Below are 20300 nucleotides of genomic sequence, written 5' to 3'. Positions count from 1 at the left end.
GCGTTTGGTCTGTGCGGTTTGATCCGTGAATTACTGAAGCGGCAACCCATTGGCGATCAGACCACCGTCCTCGGTCAACTCGATCTCGGATTCCAGCACATCGTCCCCGGCGGGGCGGGCAACGACGCCGGCCATGCCCTTGATGCCCGCAGCCTCCATTTCAGGGATCATGCCCATGGCCACCAGCGTATCCAGCAGGGCAAAGCCACCCTCAAGGCGCAGGTTCAACTTGCCAAACGGGATCGGCGGGCCGCCGAAGGCCATGGCTTGGGTGTTGAACGCCCCCGCGCCTGTGCCGGTCAGCTGTGCACCGCCGAAGGACAGACGCAGGGCGTCTATGGACAGGGTTTCGGGGGTGAAGGGTTCGGTGACACCGGCCAGCGCCTCTGGCCCGCCAAAGATGTCGGCGTTCAGTTTGCCCATGCCAGTCACGTCCACGATCAGGGTCGCGGGATCGCGCGGCAGTTGCGCGGCGGGATCAAACATGCCCCACAACATATCACTGACCTCCAACCCCTCCAGCGCCACGCGCAGGGCGAAGGGCTGTGCGGCATCAGACACGGTCACAGGCATGGTCAGAGACAGGCCCGCCCCAGCCATGGAGGCCTCGACCGGCAGAGGAAAGGCCGCGGTGAGAACCGACATGTTTACGTCCGTGCTTTGCGTGCCGTAGGTCAGGCCATCGGGTCCCATGGCAATATCCAGACGCCCCGCGCCCGAGGTGCCCTCGATCTTGAAGCCCTCGAAGTCATCCTCGACCTGCATCATGAAGGTGCTGCCTTGGTGCACGAAATCACCCATAGCCGTCAGGCCAGTTGTAAAAAAGGACGCGCCCTCGGCCATGGGGGTGAAGGGCATCGCCCCGGTGGTGGTGCTGGTCAAATCCGTGGCGGTCCAGCTGAAGGTGACGTTGTCGCCATCCTCTTGCAGGCCGCCGGTCATGGACATGGTCGCCGCCGTAACATCCGCCACGAAAGGCCCGCTGTCACCACCCCGCGTGATCTGCCAGTCGTACACCATATCGGTCACTTCAAGCGAGACATCCATCTGGATCGGCTGGCCATCGACCACGGTTTGCACGTCTTCGTAGCCCATGCGCGCGACCGCGATATCGTAGTCGCGCATGTCGCCGTCACTGGTCACGCGCAGGCTGGCCCCCTCCAGCACGATGGTCGCGGTGCTTTGGGTCGAGACCTGTTCCAACTGCTGGTTCGTGGCAACGGTGCTGCGGGTGGGCAGGGTGACCTTGATCACATTGGCACCCGTTTCTGTCATCACGATCTGGGGCATCTCGATCAGGCTGGTGGTTCCGGCCTGTTCCGTGCGGAAGGTCACACCGTCCAGGGTCAGCACCCCGCCTGCATAGCTTTGGCTTGCGGCGGTTGCCGTGGTACCAAGGGCGGCCTGCACGGATTGCCATTCGGCCCACAGGTCTTGTGCCGAAATATCGGCAAGGGCGGGGGCGGCGCACAGCATAAATGCGCTGCTAAGAAGAATGCGTTTTGACATGAAGGACCTTTCTTTGAATGGTGCGCAGCAAAGGTGCGCCTGTGGCGCGCGTGGGGTCAAGCGGAAAGGGTTTGCGACATGGATATGAGCGGTAAGGGCGTGGTCATCACCGGGGCGTCCCGGGGGATCGGGGCAGCAGCGGCGCGGGTCTTTGCAGAGGCGGGCGCGCAGGTCGCCCTTCTGGCCCGCAACGCAGAGGCCATCGCGGATCTGGCAGGCGAGATCGGGCCGAACGCGCTGGCCATCCCATGCGACGTGGCCAAGTTCTGGCAGGTGGATCAAGCGGTCCGCGCCGCCGCGTCGGAATTTGGGTCACTGGACGTGCTGATCAACAACGCCGGTCTGCTGACCCCGGTGGAACACATCGCCCAAGCGGACCCCGAGGCCTGGGACCAGATCATCGACGTCAACATCAAGGGCGTGTTCTACGGCATGCGCGCGGCCCTACCGGTAATGCAGGCGCAGGGGTCGGGGACGGTGATCACCATCAGCTCGGGTGCGGCGCACAACGCCCTGGAGGGGTGGAGCGGATACTGCACCTCCAAGGCGGGGGCGGCGATGCTGACAGCAGCGGCGCATCTGGAGCACCCGGACCTGCGGATCATGGGGCTGTCACCGGGCACCGTGGCCACCCAGATGCAGCGCGACATCAAAGCCTCGGGCATCAACCCGGTCAGCCAGTTGGATTGGGAGGATCACATTCCCGCCGACTGGCCCGCCCGGGCGCTGCTGTGGATGTGCGGAGCCGAGGCGGACAGCTGGAATGGGCGCGAAATCTCTCTGCGCGACGACAGCATCCGCCGCGCCGTGGGCCTGACATGATCCGTATCGAGGATCACGGGGCCGTCCGGGTCGTCACGATTGATCGGGCGGACAAGGCGAACTCCCTGACCTACGACATGCTGGCGGGGGTGCGGGACGCGGCCCTTGGGGCAGCAGGCTGCACGGCCTTTGTGGTGACCGGCGCGGGCGACAAGGTGTTCAGCGCGGGCATGGATTTGGACGCCGCCAAGACCGACCTGCCCACCAACCTCGTGTGGGAGGAAGCCTCGGGCGCGATTGCCGCCCTGCCCTGCCTGACCGTCGCCGCGCTGAACGGGACGCTGGCGGGGGGCGCCATGGGCATGGCGCTGGCCTGCGACATCCGTCTGGCCGTGCCCGGCGCGCGGTTCTTTTACCCGGTGGCGCGGCTGGGATACTTGCCGCAACCCAGTGACCCCGCCCGCCTGCGCACCCTGATCGGACCCGCCCGTGCCAAGCTGCTGTTGGCCGGGGGCGTGAAGATCGGAGCAGAGGAGGCGCTGGCTTGGGGACTGGTGGACCGAATAACGGCCACCCCTTTGGACGATGCCTGTGCCTTGGTGGCCGAGGCCCATTCTGCGCACCACGTGGCGGCGATCAAGGCGATGGTCTAGGCGCTGGCATTGTGGGCGCCGACCCCAAACCCACAAGGATATCTTAGACCAGAAGAAGCAGGGCTAGGCCGGAACGTCGCCGGGGATACCTTCGGCCACCCACGCCTCTGCCTGCGCCTCGTCCTCGGGAGCAAAGTGCTTCATTTCAATGGCTGTGATGGCGGTGGTCAGGCGCGTGATCGGCGTCACCCAGTCTTGATCGGATACGATGGCGACGCGGTCAAACTTGTCCATGTATTGGCTGTCGAACTTGAGGCCGGACCAGATGGTGGACATCTCAAACCCTTCGTAGTCCTTGACCACTTGCAACATGCGCACGCGACCATGGCGTTTTACGAATGCTTCGATTTCGGGCAGGGCATGATCCATTTCATCCTGCGTGACCTTGTCGGTGACATGCAGCGTGAAGATCGGGGCGGTGTCGTGGGTTTTGACGTAGACGGACATTGGGCACTCCTTTGCACTGCAAACGCGCAGAGCGGCGCTTTGGTTCCCGTCAGGTGGCGCGTAGGGCTGGGACGTCCTACTCGGCGGCTTGGGCCGTGACGCGCACGTCGCGGGGGTGCAGCTCGTTCATGGGGATGGATGTGCCGTCGGGCTGCACGATGCGCACATGACGCCGCCGCATCAAGCGCGGCTCGGACGCGCCGACAGAGTGGGCGATCGTCTCCACCTCGTGGATCACGCCCTTGGCGTAGGCGGCGACCTTGCGCCACTTATCCTCGACCACCAGCCCCTTTTGGAAGCGCGGATCGTGGGTCGTGATGCCCGTGGGACAGGTGTTCTTGTTGCATTTCAGGGCCTGAATACAGCCAAGTGCGAACATGAACCCCCGCGCGGACACAACGAAATCCGCCCCTGCGGCCATGGCCCATGCCACGTCGCCCGGGTTGATCAGCTTACCCGAGGCGACCAACCGGATGCGGTCCTTCAACCCGGCGGTGTCGCGCAGGTTGGACATCATCGGCAGCGCCTCGCGGATCGACATGCCCACAAGGTCCATCAAGGGCATCGGCGACGCGCCTGTGCCGCCCTCTCCCCCGTCCACAGTGATGAAGTCCGGCGCGCTGGAGGGGCCGCGTTTGTTGATCACGGCGAACAGCTCTTCGAACGGTTCGCGGGCGCTGGCCACGACCTTGATTCCCACCGGCTTGCCGCTGATCTCGCGGATCTCCGCAATCAGGTCCAGCATGTCGTCCCAAGTGTCCACCCCGTCATGGCGGTTCGGGCTGATGCCGTCCTGGCCCAGTTCCAGCCCCCGGATGCGGGCAATCTCTGGTGTGATCTTGGCGGCAGGCAGGATACCGCCCTTGCCGGGTTTCGCCCCTTGGGCCATCTTGATTTCAAACATCTTGATCTGGGGGTGGCTGGCGACCTCGCGCAGCTTGGCCGGATCAAGGTTGCCCGCCTTGTCACGCACCCCGTATTTCGCCGTGCCGATCTGGTACACAAGGTCTGCGCCGCCCTCCAGATGGAACTCGGACACGCCGCCCTCGCCCGTGTTCATCCAGATCCCCGCCTCGGCACAGCCCCGGGACAAGGCCTGCACGGCAGGTTTCGAGATGGCGCCATAGGACATCCCCGAAAGGTGAAAAATCTGCGTCGCGGTATAGGGTTCGCGCGCGGTGGGGCCGATGATCATGGGCTGGGTGCTGGCAAACTGATCCTCCAGCGGGGGAAAGGCCGCGTTCACGAACAAGGCGGTGCCGGGGCTGGCGATGTTGCGGGTCGAGCCGAAGGCGATGGTGTTGGATTTGCTTTCGGAGGCATGTTTGACCCAGTCCCGTTGCGCCCGGTTAAACGGCAGTTCTTCCCGGTCCATGGCAAAGAAATACTGGCGGAAAAACTCGCCCAATTCCGTGAACAGCCCCCGGAACCGCCCAATCACCGGATAGTTGCGCCGGATCGCGTCGCGCGTCTGGCTGCGGTCGATGATGAAGAAGATCAAGGCCACAGCCATGGCCAGCCCGATCAGAAACACGAACGCCAAGGCCAGCACTTCGATCGCCCAGCCTGCCCATTCCATCAAGAACATCTGCGTCTCCTCCGCTTTTGCACATTGGGCGCTTCTGCGGGCAGCAGGTCAACAGGTTATGGCAAAATGTGAACTCACGCGTCTGTGATTTTTCGTGACTTACCTTGGGCATAATACGCTCCATATGACTGTCATCCCCCTCAGGTCGAGGGGAGCAATAGGAGATGACACAATGAAACGTATCACCACTTTTGCACTGGCCTCTGTACTGGCACTGGCAACCGCACCTGCATTCGCAGGCGGGCATTCCAAAGACATCGTCGACACCGCAGTGGGTGCCGGCACATTCGAAACACTGGTCGCCGCTGTCACGGCCGCTGATCTGGTGGATACCCTGAAATCCGAAGGCCCCTTCACCGTATTCGCCCCCACGGATGACGCCTTTGCAGCCCTGCCAGAAGGCACGGTCGAAAGCCTGTTGTTGCCCGAGAACAAGGACCAACTGGTGTCGATCCTGACCTACCACGTCGTGCCGGGCAAAGTGATGTCCACCGACCTGCAGGACGACATGATGGCCGCCACCGTACAGGGCGGCGAGATCACGATAGATCTGGACGATGGTGTGATGGTCAACGATGCCAACGTGACCACGGCAGACATCGAAACATCCAACGGCGTGATCCACGTTATTGATGCGGTGATCATGCCCCCGATGTAAGATCGGCTTGATCAAGCGCATGGGCCCCGGGGGAAACCTCGGGGCCTTTTGCGTTTGCGGGGGACGGGGGTTGGCCCTACCTATGGGGTATGAGCCGTGATTTCTCCGCCTTTCTGCCCGGTGCCAAACCGCAGCCCGTCACGGGTCTCGCCGCCTTTGGCTGGGGCGCGTATTTCGCCGCGCAGATCGACGCCGATGCCTTGACCGCAACGCCGCCTGTGCGCGTGACCCGCGTGCACCGCAGCGGCTTGGTGGTGACGGGGGACGGGGTGGATATGACCCTGCCGCCCAACGCCGATGTCACCGTGGGGGACTGGCTGCTGCTGGACAGGGATCGGCCCAGTCACAGCGTCCTGCTGGACCGCAAAAGCCTGATGCAGCGCCGCGCGCCCGGCCATGACCGCAGCGTGCAGCTGATCGCGGCCAACATCGACACGGCGTTCATCGTGTCGTCCTGCAACGCGGATTTCAACGTGGCGCGGCTGGAACGCTATATCGCACTGGTGTTGGATGCGGGGATCACCCCGGTCATTGTGCTGACCAAGGCGGACCTGTGCGCGGACCCGGCGACCTATGTCGACCAAGTGCGCGCCGCCGCCCCGGATATCGAGGTCTTTGTGCTGGACGCACGCAGCGACGCACCCGCCACAGCGTTGGCCCCTTGGACAAAGCCAGGGCAGACAGTGGCCTTCCTCGGGTCCTCGGGCGTAGGCAAATCCACACTGACCAACGTGCTGACCGGGGGCAACATCGACACCAAGGGCATCCGCGAGGACGACGCCCGCGGCCGGCACACCACCACGCACCGCGAATTGCACATGATCCCCGGGCGCGCGGTGGTGTTGGACACGCCGGGCATGCGCGAATTGCAGCTGACGGACGTGGCCGCCGGCATCGACGCGCTGTTTGCGGATCTCAACGACATTGCCCACGGATGCAAGTTCAACGACTGCGCCCATGACACCGAACCGGGCTGCGCGATCCGCGCCGCGATGGAGGCGGGGCAAATCGACCAAGGGCGGCTGGACCGCTGGCGCAAACTGCTGGCCGAAGAGGCGCACAACACCGCCACCCTCGCCGAACGCCGCAAACAGGACAAAGAGTTCGGCAAGATGGTGAACAAGGCCATCCGGGGCAAACACGCGCGCAAGGGCAAGAAATAGTGGCGCGGACCGGGCCACGGGCGATATACCCGATCCATGTCCATCCTGCGAAGCTTCATTGACCAACAACTGGACGCGGCCAGCAAAGACGGCGCGTTCGACAACCTGTCTTGCGCGGGCAAACCCATCGACACCAGCCGCGATCCGTTCGTGGACATGGCCCAGAAAGCGGCGCGCGAGGGCAAGATCAAACCCCCCGTCGTCGTCCTGCGCGAGGACATCAAGGCGGCCGCCCAGCACCTGACCGCCCTCACCGACCCGGAGGCACGCAAGGCACAGATGCAGGTCTTGGCCGACCTGCAAACCCGCCTCGCCATCGAGATGGAGCGCATGCGGCGCTGACCCGGGGCAACTTTTCCGCGTCCATGGGTATTTTTGAAACCAGTTTGAAAGGATGCCCATATGAAGCGCATCGTGATTTTATGTGATGGGACGTGGAACAGGTCGGACAGTCAAACCCCCACCAACGTCGTCCGTTTTGCCCAAATGATGGAACCGATTGACCCGGTCGGCGTGACGCAGGTCCCGATCTATGTCCCCGGTGTTGGCACAGGGCGCGGGTCCAATGGATTGGCGCGCTGGACCGACCGCAAGCTGGGCGGCGCCTTGGGCTGGGGCCTGATCGAGAACGTCGAGGAAGCCTACCGCCACCTCGTGTTCGCCTATGAACCGGGGGATGAGATCTTCATCCTTGGCTTTTCGCGCGGCGCCTATACCGCACGTAGCTTGACGGGATTTATCCGATCTACGGGGATCTTGCCCCGGGACAAGCTGCACCTGATGCCCGAGGCACTGCGCCGCTACCGCACCCGGGGCAATGCCAAAACCCATCCCAATTCCGAGGAAAGCCATGCCTTCCGAAGCCGCATGTCGCCCCATGTGGCCACCAGCGCGCGAGAGGTCGCGTGGCGCGACAGCTTTGGCATGGCTGCACCGCATCTTTTGCAGATCGCCTTTCTGGGGGTCTGGGACACGGTCATGGCCCTTGGCGTACCGCGCGGGGTGCCCGTGCTCGGGCCCAGAATGGCCGCCAAATACAGCTTTCACGATGCCAACCTGTCGTCCATGGTCCGCGCTGCCCGGCACGCCATCGCCCTAGATGAACACCGGGGCACCTTCTTGCCCACGGTCTGGGACAACACCGAAACGCTGAATGCGGGGGCCGAGGGGACCCCATATCATCAGCTTTACTTCGCGGGCGACCATGGGTCCGTGGGTGGGGGCGGCGACATAACGGATTTGTCTGCAATCACGCTGCGCTGGATGATCGACGGCGCGAGAGCGCAAGGATTGGGGTTCAACCACCGCCTTGTGTACGATCTGGGCAAGGAAGAAAGCGAGATAGGTCCGCTGCGCAACCATTCAGCGCCGCCCAAGGGATTCGACCGGTTGTTGCGCCTGCACAAGGTAGATCGCCCTGGACCGATCCGGTTGGAGGACCTGCATGTCAGCGCCCGCAATCGCTGGATGGCGGAAGGCAAAGCAGAGGGGTTCCGCCCCTATCGCCCGGGCAGCCTTGCACAGATTTCCGTGGAGCTTGCGGCGCTGCGGGACCAGACGATTTACGGCAATGATACCTTGCCCGCATGAAAAGGCCCCGGCTGCCCGGGGCCTTTGAGCTTAGTGCACCACCGCGTCGTCCGGGGTGGGGCGGTTGGTGGCGGCAATGCGTTCACCTATGACCAGCCCGTCCGCGTTGGCGGTGACGGGCACGACGGTGTCATCCGCGACCTCTCCGGCCAAAATCATCTCGGCCAGTGGGTTTTGAAGCGCCCGTTGGATCACCCGTTTCAGGGGGCGTGCACCAAACACCGGGTCATAGCCCTCGTCGGCCAGCCATGTCCGGGCGGCCTCGTCCAGCTGTAGCTGCACTTTGCGCCCGGCCAGACGCTTCATCAGGCGGGCCAGCTGGATGTCCACGATCCCGTCCATATCCGCGCGGGCCAGACGGTCAAAGATGATCGTCTCGTCCAGACGGTTCAGGAACTCTGGCCGGAAATGGGCGCGCACGGCGTCCATCACATCGCGCTTGGCCGCACTTGCATCGGCCCCATCGGGCAGCTGGCTAAGCGCCTGCGCCCCAAGGTTCGACGTCAGGATGATCAGCGTCTGCTTGAAGTCCACGGTGCGGCCCTGACCATCGGTCAGCATCCCGTCATCAAGCACTTGCAGCAGTACGTTGAACACATCCGGGTGGGCCTTTTCGACCTCATCGAACAGGACGACCTGATAGGGACGCCGACGCACAGCCTCGGTCAACACGCCACCTTCATCATAGCCGACATAACCCGGAGGCGCGCCAATCAGACGGCTGACAGAGTGTTTTTCCATGAATTCGGACATATCAATCCGCACCATGGCGCTGTCGTCGTCGAACAGGAACTCGGCCAGCGCCTTGGTCAATTCCGTTTTGCCGACGCCCGTGGGCCCCAACATCAGGAAGGACCCCAGGGGCCGTGCCTCGTCGTTCAGCCCGGCGCGCGCACGGCGTACGGCGTTGGATACGGCCGTTACAGCGGCGCGCTGACCAATGACCCGGCGGCCCAGTTCGTCCTCCATGCGCAGCAGCTTTTCCTTCTCGCCTTCCAGCATCTTGGCCACGGGCACCCCAGTCCAACGTTCGATCACGGATGCGATCTGTTCGGGGCGCACGGCTTCCTCGACCATCATGTCGCCTTCGCGGGCCTCGGCCTGTTCCAGCGCCTTTTCCAGCCCCGGGATCGTGCCGTATTGCAATTCACCGGCCTTGGCGAAATTGCCCTCCCGTTTCGCCGTATCCAGATCAACGCGGGCACGGTCCAACTGTTCCTTCAGGCCCCGGGCGGCATCCAATTGATCCCGTTCAGACTGCCACTTGGCGGTCATCTGCGCCGATTGTTCCTGTAGGTCCGCAAGGTCCTTTTGCAGCTTGGCCAGACGATCCTTGGAGCCGGTGTCGTCCTCCAACTTCAACGCCTCGACCTCGATCTGGCCTTGCAGGATCTGGCGATCCAGCGCGTCCAGTTCTTCGGGTTTGCTGTCGACTTCCATCCGCAATCGGCTGGCGGCCTCGTCCATCAAGTCGATGGCCTTGTCGGGCAGGAACCGGTCGGTGATGTAGCGGTTGGACAGGGTCGCGGCCTGCACCAGCGCGCTGTCAGAAATGCGCACCCCGTGATGCAGCTCGTACTTCTCCTTGATGCCGCGCAGGATGCTGATGGTGTCCTCGACGGTGGGTTCCTCGATCACCAAAGGCTGGAACCGGCGGGCCAGCGCCGCGTCTTTTTCGACGTACTTGCGGTATTCATCCAGAGTGGTGGCCCCAATGCAGTGCAATTCACCGCGCGCAAGCGCCGGTTTGATCAGGTTGGCCGCATCCATGGCACCGTCGGATTTGCCCGCGCCCATGAGCGTGTGCATTTCGTCGATGAACAGGATGATCTCGCCCGCGGCGGTAGTCACCTCATTGACGACGGCCTTCAGACGTTCCTCAAACTCGCCCCGGTATTTCGCGCCCGCGATCAACGCGCCCATGTCCAGCGCCATGAGAGTTTTATTACGCAGTGACTCTGGCACATCACCATTCACGATCCGCAGGGCCAGCCCCTCGGCAATCGCGGTTTTACCCACGCCCGGTTCCCCGATCAGTACAGGGTTGTTCTTGGTGCGGCGCGACAGGACCTGCATGGCGCGGCGGATTTCCTCGTCACGGCCAATGATGGGGTCAATGCGCCCCTCGCGGGCGGCCTCGGTCAGGTCGGTCGCGTATTTCTTGAGCGCGTCATAGCTGTCCTCGGCGGACGCGCTGTCCGCCGTGCGCCCCTTGCGCAGATCGTTGATCGCGGCGTTCAGGGCCTGAGCGTTCACCGCACCGGCGTCCAGCGCATCCTTGGCGCCAGATTTCACCATGGCCAACGCGGTCAGCACGCGTTCAACGGGTACGAAACTGTCGCCCGCTTTTGTCGCGACCTTCTCGGCCTCGTCCAGCACGCGCACCAGCGCGCGGTCCGGGCTGGGCTGTCCGCCGCCCGACACTTTGGGCAGTTTCGACAAGGCAAGTTCAACGGCCTGCAACACGCGATCGGGTGCGCCGCCCGCGCGGGTGATCAGGTTGGCCGCCATCCCCTCTGGATCATCCAGCAGGGCCTTTAGCATGTGGTCTGGGGTCAATTGCGGGTGTCCGTCCCGCATGGCAATTGTCTGAGCGGCTTGCAGGAACCCCCGCGACCGCTCCGTAAACTTGTCAAAGTCCATGGCTTTCTCCTATCTCAAGCACCCGGATGCGCCGCCCTCTTTAGGCACGGCTGTATGGGCCTCAGGCCAGATGTGGGGATAGAAACGCGGCCTTGCAAGACATTGCAGCCACTCAGGTATTCATTTTCTTTCACCTGCCTGAAAATCTAAAAAATTGTAAAAGTTAACACGCGTAAGTATAGTGTATCTGTGGATAACATCCACACAGTGTAATGAGTTCAATTTGTTACCGCGCACAGGCAAACCGCGCGGTAGCAGCCACCTGCAAAGCAGGGGCAATTCAGGAGTAGCGAAAGCACCGCCCTTGGCGTGTGTCCCCACCCACACAGAGTTTCACGGGCCCGCACCGACACATTCGATGCTCGCCCTTCTATCGGTCCGACGTGAGGTGCAGGCGCTTGCCTGGTTGCCTTGTCGCGATCGCCCGCTGCGAAGTCATTTGCGTGTCTGCTCGACGCCGCCTGTCCCGCTTCGTAGCACCGCCCGTCCGTTCTGACTGCCTCGAACGGAAAGGGTGCCCGACTGGTGCCTTGCACCGCCATGTCCCGGTTGCTTTGCGCAGACTGCAAAGGCGAGGATTGTGAACAAGGGGGTCCCGCGCTGCGCGGGACCCTTCTTTCATTTCATCCGATCTTGCACGAAAAAGGGCGCCCAAAGGCGCCCCGATCCAAGAATTCCTGTCCGGCCCTAGCCGTAAACGGATTCTTTTCCGAAATGTTTGGTCAGCATGTAATACACAACGGCGCGGTACTTGTTGCGCTCGGACTTGCCGTATTGTTCGATCACAGCGTTGATGCCATCCATCAGCTCGGGGCTGTCTGGCAGGCCCAGCTTTTTGATCAGAAAGTTGTTCTTGACTGTCTCAAGCTCCGACGGTTGCGACCCGGCCACGGTGGACGCATCCGCATTATAGATCGCAGGACCGCAGCCAATCGTAACTTTCGTCAGCAGGTCCATGTCAGGCGTGACGCCAACCTTGTTCTTTAGGTCGTCGGCATATTGGGCGATCAGATCGTCGCGTTTTCCCATGATAGTTCCCCGTTTGGATATTGTTTGTGTGCGAACGCTACCCCCGCCCGCGCCGCTATGCCAAGGGGAAATCAGCGGCATCCGCCCCATCCCACGCTTTGCATGTGGAAATGATCCGCGTGCAGGGCGTTGAATTCGGGGCCCAGCACCGTATTGAACCACGTGCATCCGCCGTCGCGCAGCCGCCGGTAAAACCGCGCTTGTGGGCTGGGTCCGTCATAATTGCCCAGCAGGGGCAGATCAGTCCCATCGGCCAAGCGAACGCCACGGATGTCAATCGCCTCGGCGGTGGCGTGGGTGGACATGCGCGTGCTGGTGCCCCGAGGGGTGCGTATCGGGCGACAATTGTAACTGCCTTGGTGGTGCAGGTGGGTGATGCCTTGGCCCAGCAAATCCTGCGCTGTGGGCTGCACGGTGTGGGTCTGCCACATGGCAAGGCGCAGGGCCACGGCACAGGTGGTCTCGACCGGGCGCAGGGTCACGCCAGCAATCCCCGACAGGCGCACCCGCGGGTCAATGCCGCACTGGTCGCTGTCCACCTTCGGCGGCAATAGCGTCACGTCAGCCACGGGCGACAGAGCCGCCATGCAGGCCGCGTCCGAGGTCAGGGCAAGCCGCAACTTGGACCCGGTCATCCACGTGACGGGGGCGGTGACATCCAGCGGGGCAAAGGGGTTCCAATGGGGCGGCAGGGGGCTGCGTGGATCGTCGATCAACCACCACGCTCCGACCCCCACAGCGGCCGCCGTGGCCAAGGCCACCGTCATCCGCCACAAACGTCTCAATCCTTTCAAGGAACCTCCATGACCGCGCTTGGCCCTTTTTGAAAAACCGCCTACCCTCCCTGTTAGCGGACGGAGGACCCCATGTCAGACAAAGTCAGTTTCACCCAGATGAAAGACGGCACCGCCGCCGATTACCACCTGTTGGAGCGTTTGGAGAAGCCCTATCTGCGCCTGACCCCCGCCCGCGTCATGGACGAGTTGCGCCGACAGGGCGAGGCCACGCTGGAAGGGTATCAGATCACCCGTCTGGACCACGGGCTCCAATCGGCCACCCGGGCGCGGCGCGACGGGGCAGACGTGGACTGGATCGTCTCGGCCCTGCTGCATGATATCGGTGACGGGTTGGCCCCGCAAAACCACGACCGCATGTCGGCGGAGGTGATCCGCCCCTTCGTCCGGTGGGACTGCGCATGGGTCGTGGAACACCACGGGATTTTCCAGATGATCTACTACGCCCACCACTACGGCTGGGACGAAAACGCCCGCGACCGGTTCCGCGACCACCCCTGTTTCGACAGTTGCGCGGCCTTTTGCGAACGCTGGGATCAGGCCAGCTTTGACCCTGACTACGACACCGATCCTCTGGACAGCTTTGCGCCCTTGGTCGAACACGTCTTTGCCCGCAAGGCCTATGACCCAGACGTGGTGAGGGAGGGCTATGTCTCCCCCTCACCGCCGCAGGTTAGGCCCGTTCCGCATTCAACAGCTTGTCCAAGTGGCCCGAGGCATCGGCCTGCGCCAACTCGGTATAGCCGCCAAGATGGGTGGTGCCGATGAACACTTGGGGCACGGTGGTGCGGCCCCCGGCGCGCTGGATCATCACCTGACGCCCTGCGGCATCCCCGGTGATTTCATGGTTGGTAAAGGGCACACCCTTGGCCCGCAGCAGGGCCTTGGCGGCCTTGCAATAGGGGCAATAGTCTTTGGTATAGATGGTCACATGTGGGCGCATAACGGCCTCCGATCATGGGGCCCCGACCGCGCGGGCCGGGGCAATTGAGGTTAGGATTTCTGGCCAACGCGGCGCAGGGCATCGCCCAACAGGAACACAGCCCCCGCCAGCAGCACGATATCCTTGAGCAGGAACTGACCCGGCACGACCGACAGCGCGGGGAACCCGCCAAGGCTGGGTTCGGTCACGGGCGCCGTGAATAAGTAGCTGGAGGTCACAAGGAACGTGGCCAATGCCCCCACGGCACCCAGCAGGGCCAGTTTGGGGAATTTCGCACCCAGCACGATCAGGGCGGCAATGGCGATCTCGGTTGCGCCGATCAGGTTCGACGCCCCCTGCAGTGAAAACACGTCATAGAGCCATGCGGTCAATGGGCTGGAGCTGACAAGCCCCTGAATGGCACCGGCCTCGTAGGCGGTGAATTTCATCGCCCCGATCCAGCCCAGCACGGTGGCCGTGGTAAAGCGCAGACCGTGGACGCCAAGGGCGGTCACACGATCGCCCAGCACGGACAGATCACGGGGGGCAGCAGCGGGAGAGTAAGTTGCATCAGTCATGGTTTTCTCTTTCTGGACCGAATGGTCCATTTTCAGGTACAAGGTTTGGCGCGATGGCCGATGACGCAGATGTAGACATATTGGACCACTTGGTCTACAAATCTTTTTACACAGATCCGTGAGGTCCCCGTGATGACACATGACACCCCTGCCCCCGGCCGCCCCCGGGCCTTTGACCCGGACGAGGCGCTGGTCAAAATCACGGCGCTGTTCTGGGAACACGGCTTTGAGGGCACGGGCCTGCGCGACATCCAGGACGCCACCGGGCTGGGCAAGGCCAGCCTTTATGCCGCCTTTGGCAACAAACAGGCCATGTACCAGGCCGCCTTGGCCCACTACGAGACGGCGGCGGTGGACGGGGCGGTCAAGATGCTGCGCGACACTGCGCGCCCCGCGCGCAACCGGATCGACACCTTCCTGTCCGCCCCCATCACGGCACTGGACGCAGGTGACAGGCGCGGCTGTTTCCTATGCAACGCCACCGCAGACCGCGCCGCGCTGGACACCGACACGGCGGCCCGGGTGCGTCAAGGTTATGCCAAGATGCACGCCGCCCTCACCGCCGCCCTGCCGAACCACGACAAAGCCACCGCGCAGCTGATCCTGACGGTCTATTCCGGCCTGCGCATCATGGCGCGCAGCGGCCAGTCCCGCGATGCGCTGGTCGCTGCCAAGGACGCCATGTTGGCGGCGCTGCCCGGCGACTAGGCACGGAACGGAAACAATCCGTCCCCGTGTGCGGACTCGACTCGTGGTATCTCAATCCTTAACGCTGTCCCCTTAACGGGAAAGTTTGAGGTTTCGACATGGATTGGTTGGTTTTGGCGTTGGCAGCAGTGTTCTTCGGAGCCGCTTTTTCAAGCAGCGGCACAGCCGAGGTGACGGACGACGGCGTAGATCCAGATGCCGATCCAGATGTCGTTGATCCAGACCCCCTCGGCCCCATGCCCGACGCACCCGACGGCGAGGACGTCGGGGCGATGCTGACCGTAGGCGACGATGGGGCCGTGAACATCGAACTGGCAGAAGGCGAGACCGGCACCCTTGCCGCCTTTGTCTATCTGGACACGGAGGATGACGAGGACAACTTCGTCGAGACGTTCGAAACACGCTTCTACCTTGTGCCAGCGGACGTGGACCCGGCCATCGACACTTGGGGCGAAAACGGCATCCCCGGCGCGCCCGAGGGCGAGGCCCCCTATGAACTGGCCGATCTGGAAACCGCCCTCGGCCTGCAATTGCTAGGCACCACCGATCTGTCCGCCAGCGCCGACGCCTTCGATTGGCCCAACGAGGGCGAGCTGGCCGACGTCCTGCCCCAGATCAACACCCAAGCCCCCCTGAACGTCTTTTATGTCGAGGCGAACACTGACGGCGACGAACTGATCACTTTCCTGAACGAAGACTTCGAACTGACCTTCAACGACGCCGAACGCGCGGACGTGACCACCAACACCATCGGCACCCCGGGCACCGATTGGATTCGTGCACAGGCGGACGGGATCACCGTGGACGGCGGCCCCGGGGACGACCGTCTGGACGCAACCGCATCCAACGTGACCCTGAACGGCGGCGCGGGCGACGACCTGCTGGATCTGCCCGATGGCGGCACCGTGGATGGGGGCGAGGGCGACGACACGATCCGCTTCCTCGACGAAGGGCTGGTGCCCACGGATGCCGGGGCCGTCACGGTCACGGGTGGTTTGGGGGACGACGACATCACCCTGATCAACGGCGAGGCTTTGGGCGGACTGGGCGACGATACCCTGTCCAACCAAGGCGACAGCGCCGCGACCCTGCTGGGCCAAGATGGCAACGACAACATCACCGCCTCTGGCGCGGGCACCGAGGCGCGCGGCGGGCTGGGCGATGACTTTATCGCCGTAAATGCCGGGGCGGCGGGTTTTGGGGACCAAGGCAACGATACCCTGCAAATCGAGGCTGGTGCCTCTGGCGATGGTGGGTCGGGCAACGATGCCTTTACGGTCTGGACCGATTTCAACGATGCCGACGGCGCGGCCACTGTGGTCACGGGCACAGGCCAAGACACCATCGACGCCCGCGTGCGCGGGGCAACCGGCGGCGCGGCAGCCGCGCCCTTCCTGCTGGTCGAGGATTTCGACGTGACCGAAGACGTGCTGGAGGTGGGCGTGTTCCAGACCCAAGGCATGACCGTCGCCTCGGTCGCAGTGGCCGAGGCCGAGGACGGTGCCTTCACGGATGTGGTCGTCACCTTCACCCCGCTGGCCGATGGCACAGACCCAGGCAGCAGCACCATCCGCCTGACCGGCGTCACGGGCCTGACGGCCGATCAAATCGTGATCAACTGACCTCTTTTTCGGGGTGGGCGGATTTGGCCTTGTCAGAACCGCCCTCCCGACCTATCCAGCAAATGTCACGACAGGCTTTGCGCAGGAGAGTCCAGTCACTGGCGCCGAAGGAGCAACCCCCGGAAACTCTCAGGCAAACGGACTGCGCAAAAGTTGACAATCTGGAGAGCGGCCAACAGGCCCACCGACGGAGCAAGCGCGCAAGCGTGTCACTCTCAGGTCCCAAGACAGAGGGGATAAGCGGCGCACACATGTGCGTCAGGTCTTGTTCTAACTGGGGGAAGCCCAATGAAGAAATTTGCCGTCATCGGCGCCGGTGTCACCGGCGTCACCACTGCCTATTCGCTGATGAAGCGCGGCTATGACGTCACCGTGTTCGACCAGAACCGCTATGCGGCCATGGACACCTCGTTTGCCAATGGCGGGCAGCTGTCCGCCTCCAACGCCGAGGTCTGGAACCAATGGTCCACCGTGATCAAGGGTCTCAAATGGATGACCCAACGCGGCGCGCCCCTGCTGGTGAACCCCAAACCCAGCTGGCACAAATATTCCTGGATGGCCGAATTCGTCGCCAACATCCCCCGCTATCGCCAGAACACCGTGGACACCGTGCGCCTTGCCATCACGGCCCGCGATCACCTGATCTCGACCGCACAGCGCGAGGGGTTCGGTTTCGACATCGAAGACCGGGGCATCCTGCACATCTACAAATCCAAAAAGGAATATGACCACGCCACCAAGGTGAACGCCCTTCTGGCCGAGGGCGGCCTGACCCGCGAGGCCGTCTCCCCGTCCGAAATCAAGACCATCGAACCCGCCCTGACCGGGGACTTCTACGGCGGCTACTACACCCAATCCGACATGACCGGCGACATCCACAAATACAGCCGCGGCCTGTCGGAGGCGTGCAAACGGCAGGGCGTCACCTTCCACTTCAACGCCAATGTCACGCAACTCAAACAGACCAACACGGGCCATAAGGTCACCTGGACCGAGGACCACGGTCGCGCGTTCGACGCCGAATTTGACGGTATCGTGGTTTGCGCAGGCGTCGGCAGCCGCAAGATCGGCAAGATGCTGGGCGACCGGGTGAACATCTACCCCGTCAAGGGCTACTCCATCACCGTCAACCTGGAGGACGAGACCAGCCAGAACGCCGCCCCCTGGGTCAGCCTGCTGGACGACGAATCCAAAATCGTCACCAGCCGTCTGGGCAAGGATCGGTTCCGCGTGGCTGGCACCGCCGAGTTCAACGGCTACAACTGGGACATCCGCGACGACCGGGTCAAACCCCTTCTGAAATGGGTGGAACACCTGTTCCCGGACGTGGAAACCGAACATGCCGTGCCTTGGGCGGGCCTGCGTCCAATGATGCCCAACATGGTGCCTCTGGTGAAGGGCGGCAAACGCCCCGGCGTCTACTACAACACGGGCCACGGGCACCTCGGCTGGACCCTGTCCGCCGCCACCGCCGAGATCATCGCCGAGACGATCCAGACGGAAATGCCCGCCTAAAGGCCGCACCCCGGGGCAAGCGTCTTGCGCGTTTGCCCCGAACCTGTAGGAACCGGGGCAACCTTTTGACCCCGGAGCCCCCATGACCCGTATCGTCCTGTCCAGCGACCACGCCGCCATCGACCTGCGCCAAGCCATCGCCACCCATATCGCCGCGCGCGGCTTTGACGTCACCGACATCGGCCCCACCACCACCGCCAGCACCCACTACCCCGACCACGGGGCCGCCGCCGGCCGCGCGGTCGCAGGCGGCGAGGCCGATCTGGGCATCATCCTGTGCGGCACCGGCCAAGGCATCATGATGGCCGCCAACAAGGTCAAAGGCGTGCGCTGCGGCGTCTGCTCGGACACCTTCTCGGCCCGCATGATCCGTCAACACAATGACGCCAACATCCTCGCCCTCGGCGCCCGCGTCGTGGGCGACATGCTGGCGCTGGACATCGTGGACGCCTTCCTCGACGCCACCTTCGAAGGCGGCCGCCACGGCACGCGGGTGGATATGATCAAGGCGCTGGAGGGGTAGCGCCGCCCCCATCGACACAGGCCCGCGCCCCAAACCAAAAAAGAGGGCGCGTTTCCGCACCCCCTCATTGTTCCGAAAATACCCTCGGAGAGTTTGAGAGGCAGCGCCTCTCATCCGGGGGCGGGGGCTCGATGCCCCCAGTCCCCGGCCCCGCCGCTCAGTAGCGGTAGTGCTCTGGCTTGAAAGGACCGTCCTGTGGCACGCCGATGTAATCGGCCTGCTCTTTGTCCAGTTTCGTCAGCTTCGCACCCACCTTGGCAAGGTGCAGCGCGGCGACCTTCTCGTCCAGATGCTTGGGCAGGATGTAAACTCCGGGCTGGTACTCTTCGCCCTTCGTCCACAGCTCGATCTGCGCCAGAACCTGGTTGGTAAAGGACGCGGACATCACGAAGGACGGGTGACCCGTGGCATTACCAAGGTTCAGCAGACGCCCTTCGGACAGCAGGATCATGCGATTGCCCGAGGGCATCTCGATCATGTCCACCTGCTCTTTGATGTTCGTCCACTTGTGGTTCTTCAGCGCAGCAACCTGGATTTCATTGTCGAAGTGGCCGATGTTGCCCACGATCGCCATGTCCTTCATCTCGCGCATGTGCTCGATGCGGATGACGTCCTTGTTGCCGGTGGTGGTGATGAACACGTCTGCCGTGGCGACTTCGTCTTCCAGCAGCGTGACCTCAAACCCGTCCATGGCCGCTTGCAGCGCACAGATCGGATCGGCCTCGGTCACCTTCACACGGGCACCGGCACCGGCCAACGACGCGGCCGATCCTTTGCCCACATCACCATAGCCACAGACGACAGCAACCTTACCGGCCAGCATCGTATCGGTCGCGCGGCGGATGCCGTCCACGAGCGATTCCTTGCAGCCGTATTTGTTGTCGAACTTCGACTTGGTGACGGAATCGTTGACGTTGATCGCAGGGAACGGCAGCTGGCCGTTCTTGTGCAGATCGTACAGGCGGTGGACACCGGTGGTGGTCTCTTCGGAGACGCCTTTGATCTGGCCCTTCATCTTGGTGAACCAACCGGGGCTGGCTTCCATACGCTTGGCGATCTGCTGCTTGATGACCTCTTCTTCCTCGGACTGCGGCACGGGGATGATCTCTTCCCCGGCTTCGGCACGGGCACCCAGCAGGATGTACAAGGTCGCGTCGCCGCCATCGTCCAGGATCATGTTGGGGCCGTCCTCGAACATGAACGACTTGTCGAGGTAATCCCAATGCTCTTCAAGGCTTTGCCCCTTGATCGCAAACACAGGCACACCGGCCTCGGCAATGGCAGCCGCCGCATGGTCTTGGGTCGAGAAAATGTTGCACGACGCCCAGCGGACATCGGCCCCCAAGGCGGTCAGCGTCTCGATCAGAACGGCGGTCTGGATCGTCATGTGCAGCGACCCCACGATCCGCGCGCCCGCCAAGGGCTTGGCCGCACCAAACTCTTCGCGCAGCGCCATCAGGCCCGGCATCTCGGTTTCTGCAATGTCCAGCTCTTTGCGGCCGAACGCTGCCAAAGAGATGTCTTTTACGATATAATCGTTTGCCATGTTGGATGGCTCCTCGTCACGGGTTGAATTCAATTGGGCAGGCCTTAACA

Annotated in this window: 20 protein-coding genes and 1 riboswitch; of the genes, 11 read left to right on the top strand and 9 right to left on the bottom strand. The window is 63.1% G+C overall.

Annotated elements, in window-relative coordinates:
- Positions 1 to 30: 30 nt before the first annotated feature.
- Entirely contained in the window at positions 31 to 1509 is a 1479-nt protein-coding gene (locus ACZ1G0_RS01775; protein ID WP_472735376.1) for a hypothetical protein, read from the bottom strand.
- Between the two features lie 78 nt (positions 1510 to 1587).
- Between ACZ1G0_RS01775 and ACZ1G0_RS01770 the strand changes: the two genes are divergently transcribed.
- Both ACZ1G0_RS01770 and ACZ1G0_RS01765 read left to right on the top strand, forming a co-directional pair.
- Complete coding sequence (locus ACZ1G0_RS01770) at positions 1588 to 2331, top strand: SDR family oxidoreductase (protein WP_472735375.1); 744 nt, start codon at positions 1588 to 1590, stop codon at positions 2329 to 2331.
- Positions 2328 to 2924: an enoyl-CoA hydratase/isomerase family protein gene (locus ACZ1G0_RS01765; protein ID WP_472735374.1), complete on the top strand. Its 597-nt coding sequence runs from the start codon at positions 2328 to 2330 to the stop codon at positions 2922 to 2924. Before ACZ1G0_RS01770 ends, ACZ1G0_RS01765 begins: the two co-directional genes overlap by 4 nt.
- Before the next feature lie 63 nt (positions 2925 to 2987).
- Here the strand turns inward: ACZ1G0_RS01765 and ACZ1G0_RS01760 are convergent, their stop codons facing one another.
- Together ACZ1G0_RS01760 and ACZ1G0_RS01755 are read right to left on the bottom strand one after the other, a co-directional pair.
- The gene (locus ACZ1G0_RS01760) at positions 2988 to 3371 is read right to left on the bottom strand and encodes a SpoIIAA family protein (RefSeq protein WP_472735373.1); all 384 of its coding nucleotides are present in this window, start codon (positions 3369 to 3371) and stop codon (positions 2988 to 2990) included.
- 76 nt (positions 3372 to 3447) lie between these two features.
- On the bottom strand, positions 3448 to 4959 hold the full coding sequence (locus ACZ1G0_RS01755) for an FMN-binding glutamate synthase family protein (RefSeq protein WP_472735372.1): 1512 nt from the start codon (positions 4957 to 4959) through the stop codon (positions 3448 to 3450).
- A gap of 172 nt (positions 4960 to 5131) precedes the next feature.
- On the opposite strand from ACZ1G0_RS01755, the gene ACZ1G0_RS01750 reads away from it, so the two are divergent.
- The 4 genes from ACZ1G0_RS01750 to ACZ1G0_RS01735 all read left to right on the top strand — a co-directional run bounded on the left by ACZ1G0_RS01750 (position 5132) and on the right by ACZ1G0_RS01735 (position 8370).
- Positions 5132 to 5617, top strand: coding sequence for a fasciclin domain-containing protein (locus ACZ1G0_RS01750; RefSeq protein WP_472735371.1), 486 nt, complete (start codon positions 5132 to 5134; stop codon positions 5615 to 5617).
- Positions 5618 to 5706: 89 nt separating this feature from the next.
- Positions 5707 to 6780: a ribosome small subunit-dependent GTPase A gene (gene rsgA / locus ACZ1G0_RS01745; RefSeq protein ID WP_472735370.1), complete on the top strand. Its 1074-nt coding sequence runs from the start codon at positions 5707 to 5709 to the stop codon at positions 6778 to 6780.
- 36 nt (positions 6781 to 6816) lie between these two features.
- Complete coding sequence (locus tag ACZ1G0_RS01740) at positions 6817 to 7122, top strand: DnaJ family domain-containing protein (protein ID WP_472735369.1); 306 nt, start codon at positions 6817 to 6819, stop codon at positions 7120 to 7122.
- A 60-nt stretch (positions 7123 to 7182) separates the two neighbouring features.
- Positions 7183 to 8370, top strand: coding sequence for a DUF2235 domain-containing protein (locus tag ACZ1G0_RS01735; RefSeq protein WP_472735368.1), 1188 nt, complete (start codon positions 7183 to 7185; stop codon positions 8368 to 8370).
- A gap of 30 nt (positions 8371 to 8400) precedes the next feature.
- Here ACZ1G0_RS01735 and clpB read toward each other — a convergent pair whose 3' ends face one another.
- The 3 genes from clpB to ACZ1G0_RS01720 form a co-directional block, all read right to left on the bottom strand.
- On the bottom strand, positions 8401 to 11013 hold the full coding sequence (gene clpB, locus ACZ1G0_RS01730; RefSeq protein ID WP_472735367.1) for an ATP-dependent chaperone ClpB: 2613 nt from the start codon (positions 11011 to 11013) through the stop codon (positions 8401 to 8403).
- Between the two features lie 687 nt (positions 11014 to 11700).
- Complete coding sequence (locus ACZ1G0_RS01725; RefSeq protein ID WP_472735366.1) at positions 11701 to 12042, bottom strand: DUF2853 family protein; 342 nt, start codon at positions 12040 to 12042, stop codon at positions 11701 to 11703.
- Between the two features lie 71 nt (positions 12043 to 12113).
- Positions 12114 to 12836, bottom strand: a complete 723-nt coding sequence (locus tag ACZ1G0_RS01720; protein WP_472735365.1) for an extensin-like domain-containing protein — start codon at positions 12834 to 12836, stop codon at positions 12114 to 12116.
- Between the two features lie 72 nt (positions 12837 to 12908).
- On the opposite strand from ACZ1G0_RS01720, the gene ACZ1G0_RS01715 reads away from it, so the two are divergent.
- Positions 12909 to 13604 (top strand): HD domain-containing protein, encoded by a 696-nt coding sequence (locus ACZ1G0_RS01715; protein ID WP_472735364.1) that lies wholly within the window; start codon positions 12909 to 12911, stop codon positions 13602 to 13604.
- Here the strand turns inward: ACZ1G0_RS01715 and grxC are convergent.
- Entirely contained in the window at positions 13510 to 13779 is a 270-nt protein-coding gene (gene grxC, locus ACZ1G0_RS01710) for a glutaredoxin 3 (RefSeq protein ID WP_472735363.1), read from the bottom strand. The two genes, ACZ1G0_RS01715 and grxC, sit on opposite strands and share 95 nt — an antisense overlap.
- A 50-nt stretch (positions 13780 to 13829) precedes the next feature.
- Entirely contained in the window at positions 13830 to 14336 is a 507-nt protein-coding gene (locus tag ACZ1G0_RS01705) for a YkgB family protein (RefSeq protein ID WP_472735362.1), read from the bottom strand.
- Between the two features lie 132 nt (positions 14337 to 14468).
- On the opposite strand from ACZ1G0_RS01705, the gene ACZ1G0_RS01700 reads away from it, so the two are divergent.
- The 4 genes from ACZ1G0_RS01700 to rpiB all read left to right on the top strand — a co-directional run bounded on the left by ACZ1G0_RS01700 (position 14469) and on the right by rpiB (position 18704).
- Positions 14469 to 15044, top strand: a complete 576-nt coding sequence (locus ACZ1G0_RS01700) for a TetR/AcrR family transcriptional regulator (protein ID WP_472735361.1) — start codon at positions 14469 to 14471, stop codon at positions 15042 to 15044.
- A 98-nt stretch (positions 15045 to 15142) separates the two neighbouring features.
- Positions 15143 to 16666, top strand: coding sequence for a calcium-binding protein (locus ACZ1G0_RS01695; protein ID WP_472735360.1), 1524 nt, complete (start codon positions 15143 to 15145; stop codon positions 16664 to 16666).
- A 72-nt stretch (positions 16667 to 16738) separates the two neighbouring features.
- Positions 16739 to 16821, top strand: a riboswitch (glycine riboswitch).
- A gap of 133 nt (positions 16822 to 16954) precedes the next feature.
- Positions 16955 to 18181 carry a D-amino acid dehydrogenase gene (locus ACZ1G0_RS01690; protein WP_472735359.1) on the top strand — a complete coding sequence of 409 codons (1227 nt, stop codon included), beginning with the start codon at positions 16955 to 16957 and terminating at the stop codon, positions 18179 to 18181.
- A gap of 82 nt (positions 18182 to 18263) precedes the next feature.
- Entirely contained in the window at positions 18264 to 18704 is a 441-nt protein-coding gene (gene rpiB, locus ACZ1G0_RS01685; protein WP_472735358.1) for a ribose 5-phosphate isomerase B, read from the top strand.
- A gap of 157 nt (positions 18705 to 18861) precedes the next feature.
- On the opposite strand, the gene ahcY is transcribed toward rpiB, so the two are convergent.
- Entirely contained in the window at positions 18862 to 20250 is a 1389-nt protein-coding gene (gene ahcY / locus ACZ1G0_RS01680; protein WP_472735357.1) for an adenosylhomocysteinase, read from the bottom strand.
- Positions 20251 to 20300: the final 50 nt, after the last annotated feature.

It is taken from the genome of Thalassobacter sp. HA4-2 (assembly GCF_055693705.1).
The sequence above is the reverse complement of the archived record's forward strand: the minus strand, read 5'-3'. Positions and strand labels throughout refer to the sequence as shown.